General features: G+C 65.3%; 13 protein-coding genes and 1 tRNA gene. 11 read left to right on the top strand and 3 right to left on the bottom strand.

Annotated elements, in window-relative coordinates; genetic code table 11:
- The first annotated feature begins 117 nt into the window (after positions 1-117).
- From JJC00_RS23915 to JJC00_RS23905, 3 genes are all read left to right on the top strand, one after another.
- On the top strand, positions 118-720 hold the full coding sequence (locus tag JJC00_RS23915) for a TetR/AcrR family transcriptional regulator (RefSeq protein ID WP_200468363.1): 603 nt from the start codon (positions 118-120) through the stop codon (positions 718-720).
- A gap of 44 nt (positions 721-764) precedes the next feature.
- A complete protein-coding gene (gene rnz, locus JJC00_RS23910) occupies positions 765-1670 on the top strand; it encodes a ribonuclease Z (RefSeq protein WP_200468362.1) in 906 nt (301 codons plus the stop codon).
- Positions 1671-1789: 119 nt separating this feature from the next.
- Positions 1790-1993, top strand: a complete 204-nt coding sequence (locus JJC00_RS23905; RefSeq protein ID WP_148771434.1) for a hypothetical protein — start codon at positions 1790-1792, stop codon at positions 1991-1993.
- 36 nt (positions 1994-2029) lie between these two features.
- Here the strand turns inward: JJC00_RS23905 and JJC00_RS23900 are convergent, their stop codons facing one another.
- On the bottom strand, positions 2030-2863 hold the full coding sequence (locus tag JJC00_RS23900; RefSeq protein WP_200468361.1) for an IclR family transcriptional regulator: 834 nt from the start codon (positions 2861-2863) through the stop codon (positions 2030-2032).
- Positions 2864-3002: 139 nt separating this feature from the next.
- Between JJC00_RS23900 and JJC00_RS23895 the strand changes: the two genes are divergently transcribed.
- The 6 genes from JJC00_RS23895 to JJC00_RS23870 all read left to right on the top strand — a co-directional run bounded on the left by JJC00_RS23895 (position 3003) and on the right by JJC00_RS23870 (position 8140).
- Complete coding sequence (locus tag JJC00_RS23895; protein WP_200474212.1) at positions 3003-3923, top strand: dihydrodipicolinate synthase family protein; 921 nt, start codon at positions 3003-3005, stop codon at positions 3921-3923.
- Positions 3924-3994: 71 nt separating this feature from the next.
- Complete coding sequence (locus JJC00_RS23890) at positions 3995-5101, top strand: four-carbon acid sugar kinase family protein (RefSeq protein ID WP_200468360.1); 1107 nt, start codon at positions 3995-3997, stop codon at positions 5099-5101.
- Positions 5098-6135, top strand: coding sequence for a 4-hydroxythreonine-4-phosphate dehydrogenase PdxA (pdxA, locus tag JJC00_RS23885; RefSeq protein WP_200468359.1), 1038 nt, complete (start codon positions 5098-5100; stop codon positions 6133-6135). The genes JJC00_RS23890 and pdxA overlap by 4 nt, the downstream gene beginning before the upstream one ends.
- Positions 6092-7279 (top strand): iron-containing alcohol dehydrogenase, encoded by a 1188-nt coding sequence (locus JJC00_RS23880; protein WP_200468358.1) that lies wholly within the window; start codon positions 6092-6094, stop codon positions 7277-7279. The genes pdxA and JJC00_RS23880 overlap by 44 nt, the downstream gene beginning before the upstream one ends.
- 269 nt (positions 7280-7548) lie before the next feature.
- Positions 7549-7622, top strand: a tRNA-Gln gene (locus tag JJC00_RS23875).
- Positions 7623-7774: 152 nt separating this feature from the next.
- Positions 7775-8140 (top strand): DUF1428 domain-containing protein, encoded by a 366-nt coding sequence (locus tag JJC00_RS23870; protein WP_200468357.1) that lies wholly within the window; start codon positions 7775-7777, stop codon positions 8138-8140.
- A 48-nt stretch (positions 8141-8188) separates the two neighbouring features.
- Here the strand turns inward: JJC00_RS23870 and JJC00_RS23865 are convergent, their stop codons facing one another.
- Together JJC00_RS23865 and iolG are read right to left on the bottom strand one after the other, a co-directional pair.
- Positions 8189-8971: an inositol monophosphatase family protein gene (locus tag JJC00_RS23865; RefSeq protein ID WP_200468356.1), complete on the bottom strand. Its 783-nt coding sequence runs from the start codon at positions 8969-8971 to the stop codon at positions 8189-8191.
- Positions 8972-8973: 2 nt separating this feature from the next.
- Entirely contained in the window at positions 8974-9966 is a 993-nt protein-coding gene (gene iolG / locus JJC00_RS23860) for an inositol 2-dehydrogenase (RefSeq protein WP_200474211.1), read from the bottom strand.
- 316 nt (positions 9967-10282) lie between these two features.
- Between iolG and iolD the strand changes: the two genes are divergently transcribed.
- Both iolD and iolE read left to right on the top strand, forming a co-directional pair.
- A complete protein-coding gene (gene iolD / locus JJC00_RS23855) occupies positions 10283-12127 on the top strand; it encodes a 3D-(3,5/4)-trihydroxycyclohexane-1,2-dione acylhydrolase (decyclizing) (protein ID WP_200468355.1) in 1845 nt (614 codons plus the stop codon).
- 63 nt (positions 12128-12190) lie between these two features.
- Positions 12191-13042, top strand: coding sequence for a myo-inosose-2 dehydratase (iolE, locus tag JJC00_RS23850; RefSeq protein ID WP_246774284.1), 852 nt, complete (start codon positions 12191-12193; stop codon positions 13040-13042).
- Positions 13043-13065 lie beyond the last annotated feature (23 nt).

The raw sequence follows: 13065 nt of genomic DNA, 5'->3' as shown, positions 1-13065 counted from the left end.
AAAAATGTAGCCGCTTACCGCAAGAATGGGAAGGCGGAAGAGAAAAGAAAGACAGAACAAATAGATAGGATCAGGCGTTAGGTTGAAGGATGACGCCGATTCCAAGGAGACGGGCATATGGGCATGGGACGCCCCCGCGAATTCGACGCTGATGTCGCGTTGGATCAGGCGATGGAAGTGTTTTGGCGCCATGGTTACGAGGGCGCCACGATTGCCCAGCTCACGGAGGCCATGGGCATCAATCCCCCGAGCCTCTATGCCTGCTTCGGCAACAAGGAAGGTCTGCTCAAGGCCGCCCTCGACCGCTACACCAAATTGCGTGGCGTCTGGATGGACGGGGTGGTCGCAGCGCCGACCGCCCGCGAGGTCGCCGAGCGGATGCTGATGGGCATCGCCGAGAAGCAAACCGATCCCGCCAATCCACCCGGCTGCCTGCTCGTGCAGGGCGGTATCGCCTGCGGCAGCGGTTCCGAGAACGTCCCGTTCGAACTCGCCGCCCGCCGCGCCGAGAATGAAGACCAGCTCCGTGACCGTTTCGTTCGCGCCAAGGCTGAAGGCGATCTCAAGCCGACCTCGGATCCCGCCGCGCTCGCGCGATATGTGTCGGCGGTGTCGGTCGGAATGGGCGTGATGGCGTCTTCGGGCTCCGATCGCGAGGCACTGCGGCAGGTCGCGACCGTGGCGGTGCAGGCGGTTGAGGCGCAGTCGGAGCGCGGATAACGCTCCAAAGGGATCAGCCCTGCGACGTCGCACAAGAGTAGGCAATGTTCGCCCTGACATTTCTCGGGACCTCGGCCAGCGTGCCATCGGCAGAGCGCAACCATCCAGCGCTTCTGCTGGAGGCCGCGGGCCAGCGCATGCTGATTGATTGCGGCGAGGGCACGCAGCGCCAGCTGCTGCGGAGTGGCGCCGGCTTTCGGCGGCTCGATCGCATTCTGCTGACGCACGGGCATCTCGACCACGTGCTCGGCATCCCCGGCCTGTTCTCGACATTGGGGCTGCGGCAGACCTCCGACCTGATGACCATCCATGGCGGGCCGGGCACGCTCGATATCGTCATCCGCATGCTCGCCGGCCTGTGGGGCGAGGGCCGGGCGCCGATTGCGGTGCAATTCGCACCGCTTTCTGAAGGGCGGGTCGTCGACGCCGGCGATTTCACCATCGACGGCTTCCCGGTCCATCATCGTGACACCGACAGTTTTGGCTTCGTTTTCCAAACTCCTGCGCGCCGCCATCTCTTATCTGATCGCCTTGCTGCGCTTGGCGTGCCCGATGGTCCCATGCGCGGCGAGCTTGCCGCAGGTCGGCCGGTCACGATCGAAGGTGACCGGACGATCGATCCGGAGGATGTCCTGGGTCCGCCGAGTGGCGGCAAGAAGCTGGTCGTGATCGGCGACACCGAGACCACCGAGGGGCTATCGAAACATGTCGCAGATGCGGACCTGCTGGTGATCGAGGCGACGTTCCTGGATCGGGATGCGCCGACTGCGCGGGATTACGGCCATCTCACCGCGGCGGAGGCTGCCACCTTCGCGGCTGCAAACAACGTCCGGCAGCTCGTGCTGACCCATTTGTCTGGCCGCTATGAGGATGACGAGATCCTGGCCGAGGCGGCAAAGATCTTCCCGAACGTCCGGATCGCCGCCGACTTCGATCGTATCGCTGTTTAGGCAGTGCGTTTCACGGCCATTAATCTTACCTGTCAAGGTTTACGCGACTTCATTCCCGCAGCCGCGCACTGGCGCGATATTTTCGCGCGATCAGAAATCAATTTTGTATTGAGAGTACCATGTCTCGTTCCGTTGAATTGATCGTTGAGGGCTATGTGCGGCTGAACGATCGCGATGCGCTGGAAGATATTCTGGCGCATCGCCAGGACCTGCTGCGGCAGCTGGTGGCCGTGACCGGTGTCGACCCGCAGCACTCCATCGCGCAGGTGAGCGAGGAAATCACCATCATCGAAGCCGGACTTGCGACGCTCGTCCCGGAATAGCTGTCTTGGGAGATCGCGCCTCGGCCGATGTCGCGTTCAGCTCAACAGGCCCGACTTGATCGTGATCTCCTGCACCGTGCTCGTCAGCCGCATCAGCTTCGGCAGCGCCTGATCGCGAAAGGTCGGCATGTCCATGCGCATCGCGTCCACGGTGACGCTCAGTCCGGCGATCACAGATCCCTGGGCATCGAGAATCGGCATCGCCAGCGTGCGCAGGCCATAGGCGTTCTCGCCGTCAGAGACGGCATGGCCCTTCTTCTTCACCTGATCGAGCCGGGCGAGCAGGGCGTCGAGATCGGTCAGCGTTCGCTCCGACAGCTTGACGCGGGGCCGTGACTCCAGCCGCTCGATCTGCTCGCTGCGCTGAAGATGCGCCAGCATGGCATGGCCCAGCGCGGCGCTGTAGGCGGGGATGCGCGTGCCCGGCCGACGGTCCATCTTGTGGCGGTCGAGGCCGGCGCCGACGCGCGCGAGATAGATGACGTCACCACCATCGAGGATGCCGAGTGAGGCCGCGTCGCCGACCTCAGGCACGAGGTCGCGCAACAGCGGCTCGACGATGGTGCGCAACGATCCGTGCGACAGCACGGTGTAACCGAGGTCGAGGCAGGCGACGCCGAGACGGAACCGGCGGCTCTGCGGCACCGCCTGGAGATAACCGAGCTCGATCAGGGTCTGAATCAGCCGGAACGCTGTGCCGCGATCGAGATCGGCGCGTGCGGCAACCTCACTCAGCGTCAGCTCGAACGCTTCGCTGGTGAAACTCTTGAGCACGGCAAAGGCCTTGCCGACGGACGCGACATGATTCTTGGGATTTTTTGGTGTAGCTTCCGGTGCGCGTTTCGCCGCCTTCTTTTCGACCTTGGCCATGCCTGTATGCCCTGCCATGACAGCTACAGCCCTTGACGCGGCGGCAGCCCGATCTTACCAACGGATCAGATTATAACAAATGTTCGCATTCCGAACAACATCGATCTGACGATCGGAGGAAGCTTTGTCGACATCATCGCTGCACCCCCAGTCCTTGCACCCACATGGCGTGTTCTCCGCCGCGTTGACGCCGCTTGACGCCGAGCTCGCGCCAGATCATGCGCGCTTTGTCGCGCATTGCCGCTACCTGCTGGACGAGGGCTGTGATGCCATCGCGATGCTCGGCACGACGGGGGAGGCGAACTCCTTCTCGGTCTCCGAGCGCACCGCGCTGCTGGAGGCCGTGATCGCCGGCGGCATCAGGCCAAACCAGCTGCTGCCGGGCACCGGCGTCGCCGCGTTCACCGACACCATCGCATTGACGCGCCACGCGCTATCGGTCGGCGTCGATACCGTGGTGATGCTGCCGCCGTTCTACTACAAGAACGTCAGCGATGACGGCGTCTATGCCGCCTATAGCGAGATCATGCAGCGCATCGGCGACAAGCGCCTCAGAATCGTGCTCTATCACATCCCGCAAATGTCGATGCAGCCGATCTCGCACGCGCTGATCGAGCGGTTGCGCAAGGCCTATCCGTCGACCATCTCCGGTATCAAGGATTCCTCGGGCGACTTCGCCAACATGACCGCGATGGTCGAGCGGTTCCCGGGATTTTCGGTGCTGACCGGCGCCGACCCGCTGCTGCTGCCGCTGCTGCGCAAGGGCGGCGCGGGCTGCATCACCGCCACCTCGAACCTCGTCGCGCGCGATCTCGCCTATGTCTTCAAGCATTTCCGCGACAGCGACGACGACGCAAAGCTCGCGGCGGCGCAGGCGCGCATCGTGAAGGCGCGTGAGCTGGTCTCGCGTTTCGCGCAGATGCCGTCTCTGAAGGCCCTCGTTGCCGAGCGCACCGGTCACGCCGGCTGGCAGCGCCTGCGGCCGCCGCTGGAGACCTTGCCGGCGGCTCAATTGAAAGAGCTGCTCGCGAATGCCGCGGCATTCGCGACGGCCGCCTAGAGCGGGCGCGGACGACGAGGCGATCCGATGATGAATCCCGGCAAGATCTTTGGCGCGGGAGCGGCACGACGATGACCAGCATCCGCCTGCTTGCCGACGACCTGACCGGCGCGCTCGATACCGCAGCGGAGTTCGTCGGCCTTTGCGGACCGTTCGACGTCATCTGGGAGGATAGCCCAGCGGCGTCAGGCTCCCCGAACCTGGCGATCGACAGCGGTACAAGGGAACGTTCGCAGGCGGAGAGCGTCGCGATCGTCGGCCGGATGGCGCCGCTGCTTCGCGACGGCACGATCGCCTACAAGAAAGTGGATAGCCTGCTTCGCGGTGCATGGGCAGCCGAGCTCGGCGCCTGCCTGAGCACCGGCCACTGGGCGTCATGCGTGGTCGCGCCTGCCTTCGACTATCAGGGACGCCGCACCGTCGATGCCCAGCAATATGCGCGGACGGCGGACGGCGACTGGCATCGCGTCGACGACAATCTGCTGGACCAATTGAGACGAGATGGCATCGAGGCGCAGCGCGGCAGCGCCGACACGCTGGCGGAGGGCGGCGTTCAGGTCTTCGATGCCGAGAGCGACCTCGACCTCGATCGCGTCGTCGAGATGGCGCGGCGGATGCCCGGGCCGGTGCTGTGGTGCGGCAGTGGCGGGCTGGCCGGCGCACTCGCGCGCGGCCATCGCGCAGATGCGCTTTCGAAATTGAAGCGCCCGGTGCTCGGGCTGTTCGGCTCGGACCAGGCCGCCACCGCCTCCCAGCTGGACGCATGTGGCGACGCCACTGTTGCGCTCGCCGAGGGCGACGGTAGCGCGGTCGTTCAACGCAAGCTGGCCGATAGCGGCGTGGCGTTGGTGAAGTTCTCGCTTGCCGAAGGACTGTCGCGCACTGACGCCGCACACCGGATCGCTCGCGAGCTGATGGTGCTGATCGCGGCGCTCGATCCGCCTGGAACCCTGATCGTAGCTGGTGGAGAGACGCTGAAGGCCGTATGCCTTGCACTCGGCGCGCACGCGCTGCGGGTGACAGGGCGTATCGTGCCGGGCTTGCCGCGCTCGACGCTGCAGGGCGGCCGCTGGTGCGGCGTCGATGTCATCTCGAAATCCGGAGCGTTCGGCGCGCGCGATCTCTGGCGCGATCTGCTCCGGGATAATCATCTGCTCACTATGGGGAGTCCGTCATGACCTCTCGTCATCTTGCCATCACCATGGGCGATCCCGCCGGGATCGGGCCGGAGATCATCGTCAAGGCCTGTGTCGGATTAAAGGAGCGGATCGCGAGTGGCGATCTGCGCCTGCTGATCATTGGCAGCGGCGCTGCGCTGGACGGCGCGAAGGCTGCGCTTGGCGCCGATGTTGCGATCCCGCAAGTCACGGCCGACGATCGCGACTGGCCCAACCTCTGCTACCTCCAAGCCGACGCCGAGGGCGATCCGATCAAGCCCGGCGTGCTCAGCGCCGACGGCGGCCGCTTTGCCTACAAGGCGATCGAGCAGGGCGTCCGGCTCACCCAGGCCGGCCGAACCGGAGCCATCGTCACGGCGCCGCTGAACAAGGAAGCCCTCAACAGGGCCGGCTATCACTTTCCCGGGCATACCGAGATGCTCGCACATCTCACCGGCGTCCGCGGCTCGGTGATGCTGCTGGCTCACGGCAACATGCGCGTCAGCCATGTCTCGACCCATGTGGCGCTGGAGGACGTGCCGAAGCGTCTGACGCCGGAGCGGCTGCGCATGGTGATCGACCTCACCAACGATGCGCTGCTGCGGCTCGGCATTGCCAAGCCGAAGATCGCGATCGCCGCGCTCAATCCGCATGCCGGCGAGGGCGGTCTGTTCGGCCGGCAGGATATCGACGTCTCCGCACCCACGATTGCGAAAGCAGTCGCCGACGGTCTCGACGTCGTCGGACCCGTGCCCGGCGACACCATCTTCGTCAAGCTGCGCGCCGGCCAGTACGATGCCGCGGTCGCGATGTATCACGACCAGGGGCACATCCCGGTCAAGCTGCTCGGCTTCCAGGTCGATCCCGCCACGGGCCGCTGGCAGGAGCTCTCCGGCGTCAACATCACGTTGGGGCTGCCGATCATCCGCACCTCCGTCGATCACGGCACTGCCTTCGACATTGCCGGCAAGGGCATCGCCAACGAGCACAGCCTGATCGAGGCCATCGATTATGCCGAGCGGCTCGCCGCAGGTGCCTCCGCATCCAAATCTTGAGATCGAGCCCACGATGACCAACGCCTTCACGCCCATCGAAATCCTCCGCCCCACCATCCTGGAGTTCGGCAACGGCACGATCACCGCTGCAGCGCGCTTCGCCGAGCGGATCGGCGCCAAGCGGCCGCTGGTGATCTCCGATCCCTTCAATGCGCGCCGGGTCGACGCGCTGGCGCTGCCGGGCGCAGTGAAAGTGTTCGGCAAGGTGAAGCCCGAGCCGGATCTGCCCAATCTCGAGAAGGCAGTCGCGATGGCGCGCGACGTCAAGCCCGATCTCGTCGTCGGCTTTGGCGGCGGCAGCGCGATGGATCTCGCCAAGCTGGTCGCGGTGATGTGCACTGGTGACGTCGCGTTTGCCGATATCGTCGGACCGGAGAAGGTGGCCGGCCGCAGCGTTGCGCTGATGCAGATCCCGACCACCTCGGGTACCGGGAGCGAGGCCGGCACCCGCGCGCTGGTCACCGATCCCGTCAGCCAGAACAAGCAGGCGGTCCAGAGCCGCTTCATGCTGGCCGATATCGCCATCGTCGATCCCGATCTCACGATGACTGTGCCGAAGGAGATCACGGCGGCCACCGGCGTCGATGCGCTGGCGCATTGCGTCGAGGCCTATACCAGCCGCAAGGCGCATCCGACGATCGACCTCTATGCGCTCGAGGGCGCGCGGCTGGTCGGGCGCTATCTCGCGCGCGCAGTGGCCGATGGCGACGATCGCGAGGCGCGCGCCGGTCTGTCGCTGGCCTCGCTGTATGGCGGCTACTGCCTGGGGCCGGTGAACACCACCGCTGGACACGCGGTCGCCTATCCGCTCGGCACGCGCCATCACATTGCCCACGGTCTCGCCTGCGCGATGATCTTTCCGCATACGCTCGCGTTCAACATGCCGGCGGTCGAGGCGAAGACGGTCGCGGTGCTCGGCGCGCTCGGCCTGCCGGAGCAGCGCGATCCGAAGCTTGCGTTCGATGCAACCTACGCCTTCTGCAAAGATCTCGGCGTCGAGATGCGGCTGTCGACCCTCGGCGTGCCCAGGAATGATCTCGGCGTGATGGCCGACGAGGCTCATGCCATTCGCCGCCTGCTCGACCACAATCCGCGCGATTTGAGCCGGGATGCGATCCTGAACATGTACGAGGTCGCATTCTAGCCATCTCCGCCGCGCGCTCGCGGCAACTCAACAACAACACTGTAAGAGTAGAGAAAACTTCGATGAGATCGATGTGGCTTGGTCTTGCCTCGGTAGGGCGTATGCTTGAGGTGAGGGCGGCTGCGCTGTGATCCGTGCACAGCCGCGCTTGCCAGCCTAGGGCTGAGCAGGTAGAACCCTGCCACGCCTGAGCCGTGATTTGCGCCAAACGCGCTTCCGGCCACAGTCGGACAAATCAGTAAGGCATTGAATTTGTTCGACTATTCCGTTGGGGAATGGTGTAACGGTAGCACAACAGACTCTGACTCTGTTTGTCTAGGTTCGAATCCTAGTTCCCCAGCCAATTTCAGGCGCTCCTAAGCTCTGAATCGCCACTATCCGGCGGCCTGCCGTGGCGCGGATCGCGACGGTTTGCCTCATCCCGACATTGCCATCGCCAGTCGGATCGGGCCGCATCTAATCGTCCTTGGGACGTACAACCCAAGGAGATCCGTGATGCCCTATGTTGATGGTTTCGTGCTGGCGGTGCGCAAGGACAAGATCGAGGCCTACAAGGCGCTGGCCCGAACGGCTTGCGCGGTATGGATGGAGTACGACGCGCTCGACTATGTCGAATGCATCGGCGATGACGTTCCCTATGGCGAGCTCACATCCTTTCCGCGCGCGGTGATGGCGACGGAGGATGAAGTCGTGGTGTTCTCGTGGATCGTCTACCGCGATCGCGCGAGCCGCGATGCGGTCAACGCCAAGGTGATGGCCGATCCGCGTCTCAAGGGCTCCGACATGCCGTTCGACGGCAAGCGCATGATCTATGGTGGTTTCACGACGCTGCTTCAAGCACGTGATGAGCGGGCTTCGTAAGTAAGCTAGTGCTGCTCCACCGCACCACAGCAACAAGTGTCACGCCGGTCAGGAAATCCCCGTGATCTCGCTGAGCTGCGATGCCAGCGCCGGCGTGCAGCACAGAATCGGATTGCCCTTGCTGATGCCGTCACCGGCGAAGAAGTCGTTGGCCCAGCCGCCGGCCTCGCTGACGATCACAATGCCGGCGGCGACGTCCCAGGCGTTGATATGCAGCTCGGCATAGGCGTCGGTGCGCCCGTTCGCGACGTGGCAGAGGCCCAGCGTGCCCGAGCTCCCGCGCTTGATCGAGCAGCCGGCGGCATAACCGCGGCCGATCATGTCGAGATAGCGCTGCGAGGGGATACGGGCCGACCAACCCAGTTCGATATAGGCGCGGCGGATGTCATCGGCGCCTGAGACGGCGATCGGCTGCCCGTTCAGCGTCGCGCCCTGGCCACGTTGCGCGACATAGAGCTCGTCCAGCGCCGGTGCGGCGACGACGCCGATCGTGGGCTCGCGGTTCAGCAGGAAGCCCATGGAGATGCACCAGTTGCGATCGCCACGTGCGAAGTTCGACGTGCCGTCGATCGGATCCAGGATCCACACCGCATCGCTGGCCTCGCCGCCGCCTTCCTCGCCGATCACGGTGTCGCCAGGGAAAAGCTCTGCGAGCCGTGCACGCAAAAAATCCTCGACGGCGCCGTCGGCGACGGTGAGCCAATCCTGGGTCCCCTTCATCGTGACGCCGAGACTTTCCTTGCGTCCGAAATAGTCGAGCGCCATGCGCCCCGCCTCGGCGACGAGGCCCTGGGCCGCGTAGCGCCGCAGCATCAGTTCGGCAGGCGTCATGGTCAGGCGGCCTTGATGGTGACAGGGCGGCCAGTACGGGCCGATTCAGTGGCTGCATCGGCGAGCATCTGAGCGCGCAGCCCGTCGAGACCGGTGGGAGAGGGCGCAGACTTGCCGGTGCAGGCGGCGATGAAGGCCGCGAGCTCGGCGCGATAGGCGGCGGCATAGCGTTCGAGGAAGAAGTTCTGCACCGGATCGGCGCGAAAACCCTGGCCGGTGGCGATCTCGACGGTTGTCTCGTGGATGTTGCCGGCCCTCAGCATTCCCTTCGAGCCATGCACTTCCACGCGCTGGTCGTAGCCGTAGGTGGCACGGCGCGAATTCGAGATCTGCGCGATGCGTCCGCTCGCGGTCTTCATCAGCACCGCGGCGGTATCGACGTCGCCCGCTTCGCCGATGGCCTTGTCTACCAGCGCCGAGCCGAGCGCGAAGACCTCGACCGGCTCCTCCGCCAGCAGGAAGCGCGCCATGTCGAAATCATGGATCATCATGTCGCGGAAAAGTCCGCCCGACCGCCTTACATAGTCGACCGGCGGCGGTCCGGGATCGCGCGAGATGATGCTGACGATCTCGATCTCGCCGGCCTCGCCCTGGCGCAGCCGCTTTTCCAACGCCGCGAAGTTCGGATCGAAGCGGCGGTTGAAGCCGATCATCAGAGGCTTGCCCGTCTTCTCGACCGTGGCCAGGCAGCGGCGGATCCGGTCTGAATCAAGATCGACCGGCTTCTCGCAGAACACCGCCTTGCCGGCCGCGACGGCGGCTTCGATCAAGTCGGCATGGGTGTCGGTCGGCGTGCAGATCAGGATGGCATCGATGCCGGCATCGCCGATAATCGCACTCGCATCGGCCACTTTGGCATCTGCAGCCTGCGCCAGCGAGGATGCCGCCTCGGCCAAGGCGTCGGCCACCGCGACGAGCCGTGCATCGCCGCGCGCCGCGACATTGAGCCCGTGAATGCGCCCGATCCTGCCGGCGCCGAGAAGTCCAAACTGCATTGTCATCATCATGTCCGTGTAAGGCAACCCCGGCGCTTGTGTGTCATCGGCACCGAGAAAGTTCCGGTCGAAATCAATGTTGGCGCGGTCGATCAGCGCTCGCTTCAACCACTTCAGCTCACTCCCTACACGGCATGTTCTTTTTCTCTTGCTTGACTAATGAAACAAGCATTTCATTCTCTGCGCCGCCAAGTCAAGGCTGGAGCCTGCCCGTCTCGATGTCCCCCGCCGCGTCGCAGAATCATGTCAGATCGGACTACGACGCATTCGCGACACGATTGTGCGAGCGGGCACGAGCGTTGCCGAACGGGAGCAGATGATGGGGACGATGAAGCTCACCATGGCGCAGGCGCTCATCGCCGCGATGGCTGCGCAGAAGACGGTGGTCGACGGGCAGGAGCTGCCGCTCTTCGCCGGGGTCTGGGCGATCTTCGGGCATGGCAATGTGGCGGGCCTCGGCGAGGCGCTGTATGCCGCGCGCGACCGCCTGCCGACCTTGCGCGCCCATAATGAGCAGGCGATGGCCCATGCCGCGATCGCCTTCGCCAAGGCCTCGCGCCGCCGGCGCATGATGGCGGTGACGAGCTCGATCGGGCCTGGCGCGACCAATATGGTGACGGCCGCTGCCGTCGCGCACGTCAATCGCCTGCCGGTGTTGCTGCTGCCGGGCGACGTCTTCGCCGGACGCCGCCCTGATCCGGTGTTGCAGCAAGTTGAGGATTTCGGCGACGGGACCGTCTCCGCCAATGACTGCTTCCGGCCCATCTCGCGTTATTTCGACCGCATCACCCGGCCCGAGCAGATCATGCCCGCCTTCGAGCGCGCGATGCAGGTGCTGACGGATACGGCCGAATGCGGCCCCGTGACGCTTGCGCTCTGCCAGGACGTGCAGACCGAAGCCTTCGATTATCCCGACTGGTTCTTCGCCGAGCGCGTCTGGCAGCCGCGCCGGCCGCGGGCCGACAGGACGCAGTTGGCGCAAGCCATAGCCCTGATCAAGGCGGCCAGGCGTCCGCTCGTCGTCGCCGGCGGCGGCGTCCTCTACAGTGGGGCGGAAGGCGATCTCACAGCCTTCTGCACGGCGCACGGCATCCCGGTCGCGGAAACGCAAGGAGGCAAGAGCGCGCTGCCTCACGACCATCCGCTCAATCTCGGCGCGATCGGCGTTACCGGCACGGGCGCGGCCAACGATGTGGCGCGGCAGGCCGATCTCGTTCTTGCGATCGGCACCCGGCTGCAGGATTTCACCACCGGCTCGCGCTCGCTCTTTGCCGATCCCGCATGCCGCATCGTCGGCCTCAATACGCAGGCTTTCGATGCCGGCAAGCACCGTGCGCAACCACTCGTCGCCGATGCGAAGGTCGGTCTGGCAGACCTCGGCGCCATGCTTCAGGGGTGGGCGGCCCCTGCCGGCTGGACCGAACAGGCCAGGACCGGCCGCACGGCTTGGCTGAAAACGGCTGCGCGCTACACCGCGGCTGGCAACGAAACCTTGCCGAGCGATGCTCAAATCATCGGTGCCGTTCACCGCCGCAGCCGGCCGAGCGACGTCGTGCTCTGCGCTGCCGGCGGCTTGCCCGGCGAGTTGCACAAGCTCTGGCAGCCCGGCGCGCCCGGCGGCTACCACATGGAATACGGCTATTCCTGCATGGGCTACGAGATCGCCGGCGGGCTGGGCGTCAAGCTCGCCGATCCGGCGCGCGAGGTCGTCGTGATGGTCGGCGACGGTTCCTACCTGATGATGAATTCCGAGATCGCAACGTCGGTGATGCTGGGCGCCAAGCTCATCATCGTCGTGCTCGACAACCGCGGCTTCGGCTGCATCAACCGGCTCCAGAACGCGACCGGCGGCGCCTCGTTCAACAACCTCCTACGCGACGCCCGTCACGAGACGCTGCCCGCGATCGACTTCGCAGCCCACGCCGCCGCGATGGGGGCGATCGCGCGCAAGGTCGCGGGCATCACCGAACTGGAAGCGGCGCTCGACGAGGCGCGACGGCACGATCGGACCAGCGTCGTCGTGATCGACACCGATCCGCTGCGCTCGACCGATGCCGGCGGCCATTGGTGGGATGTGGCGGTGCCCGAGGTCTCGGATCGCGCCGAGGTCGAGGCCGCAAGGCACAATTATGTCGAGGCGCTCGCGCGCCGCAATTACTGATCGAACGAGGACGACATGCCCATCCGTATCGGCGCCAATCCCATCGGCTGATCGAACGACGACCTGCAAGAGATTGGTGGTACGACACCGCTCGAGACGTGCCTGGCCGAGGTGCGCGAGGCGGGCTTCGAGGGCATGGAGCTGGGTCACAAATTTCCGCGCGAGCCGCAAGCGCTGAAGGCTGCGCTCGCGCCGTTCGGTATGGCCTGCATCTCCGGCTGGTATTCGGCAGAGCTTCTGCGGCGTGATGCCGATGAGGAGATGCGGCATCTGCGCCCGCATCTCGATCTGCTGAAGGCGATGGGATCGACCGTGCTGGTCTTCGCCGAGACCTCGAATGCAATCCACGGCGATCGCAGCAAGCCGCTATCGCAGCGGCCGGTGATGAAGGTGAGCGACTGGACGGAGTTCGGCCGCCGCATCACGCAGGTGGCGGAGCGTACGCTCGCCGAGGGCGTCAGGCTGGTCTATCATCATCACATCGGCACCATCGTGGAGAGTGCGGCGGATATCGACGCCTTCATGGCGGCGACCGGCGCGGCGGTTCACCTCCTGCTCGACACCGGCCACGCCACTTGGGGCGGTGCCGATCCCGCTGCGCTGGCCCGGCGCTACCGCGCCCGCATCAGCCATTTCCCCGCCAAGGATGTGCGTCAGGCGGTGATGGAGCAGGCGCGTCGCGAGGATTGGAGCTTCCTCGATGCGGTGTTGGGGCAGGGCAGCGATCTCGGCGTCTACACCGTGCCCGGCGACGGCATGGTCGATTACCCCGCGGTGCTCCGCGAGCTGCCGCGCTATTCCGGTTGGGTTGTCGTCGAGGCGGAGCAGGATCCGCAGAAGGCGCATCCGCTGACCTATGCCAAGAAGGGGATCGCCCATCTGAAGAAGAGCTTGAAGGAGGCCGGGCTTGCCTAAGCCCGGAGGCGCGCCGCAGCAGT

This window comes from Bradyrhizobium diazoefficiens, assembly GCF_016616885.1.
Lineage (GTDB): Bacteria > Pseudomonadota > Alphaproteobacteria > Rhizobiales > Xanthobacteraceae > Bradyrhizobium > Bradyrhizobium diazoefficiens_F.
This window is presented reverse-complemented; position numbering and strand designations above follow the sequence as displayed.

What these genes read in the sequence shown, in the direction of transcription:
- JJC00_RS23865 (WP_200468356.1), bottom strand. Translation starts at nt 8,971, where the DNA reads ATGACGCCTGCCGAACTGATGCTGCGGCGCTACGCGGCCCAGGGCCTC.
- JJC00_RS23870 (WP_200468357.1), top strand. Translation starts at nt 7,775, where the DNA reads ATGCCCTATGTTGATGGTTTCGTGCTGGCGGTGCGCAAGGACAAGATC.
- JJC00_RS23900 (WP_200468361.1), bottom strand. Translation starts at nt 2,863, where the DNA reads ATGGCCAAGGTCGAAAAGAAGGCGGCGAAACGCGCACCGGAAGCTACA.
- rnz (WP_200468362.1), top strand. Translation starts at nt 765, where the DNA reads ATGTTCGCCCTGACATTTCTCGGGACCTCGGCCAGCGTGCCATCGGCA.
- JJC00_RS23915 (WP_200468363.1), top strand. Translation starts at nt 118, where the DNA reads ATGGGCATGGGACGCCCCCGCGAATTCGACGCTGATGTCGCGTTGGAT.
- iolG (WP_200474211.1), bottom strand. Translation starts at nt 9,966, where the DNA reads ATGCAGTTTGGACTTCTCGGCGCCGGCAGGATCGGGCGCATTCACGGG.
- iolD (WP_200468355.1), top strand. Translation starts at nt 10,283, where the DNA reads ATGATGGGGACGATGAAGCTCACCATGGCGCAGGCGCTCATCGCCGCG.
- pdxA (WP_200468359.1), top strand. Translation starts at nt 5,098, where the DNA reads ATGACCTCTCGTCATCTTGCCATCACCATGGGCGATCCCGCCGGGATC.
- JJC00_RS23905 (WP_148771434.1), top strand. Translation starts at nt 1,790, where the DNA reads ATGTCTCGTTCCGTTGAATTGATCGTTGAGGGCTATGTGCGGCTGAAC.
- JJC00_RS23880 (WP_200468358.1), top strand. Translation starts at nt 6,092, where the DNA reads ATGCCGAGCGGCTCGCCGCAGGTGCCTCCGCATCCAAATCTTGAGATC.
- JJC00_RS23890 (WP_200468360.1), top strand. Translation starts at nt 3,995, where the DNA reads ATGACCAGCATCCGCCTGCTTGCCGACGACCTGACCGGCGCGCTCGAT.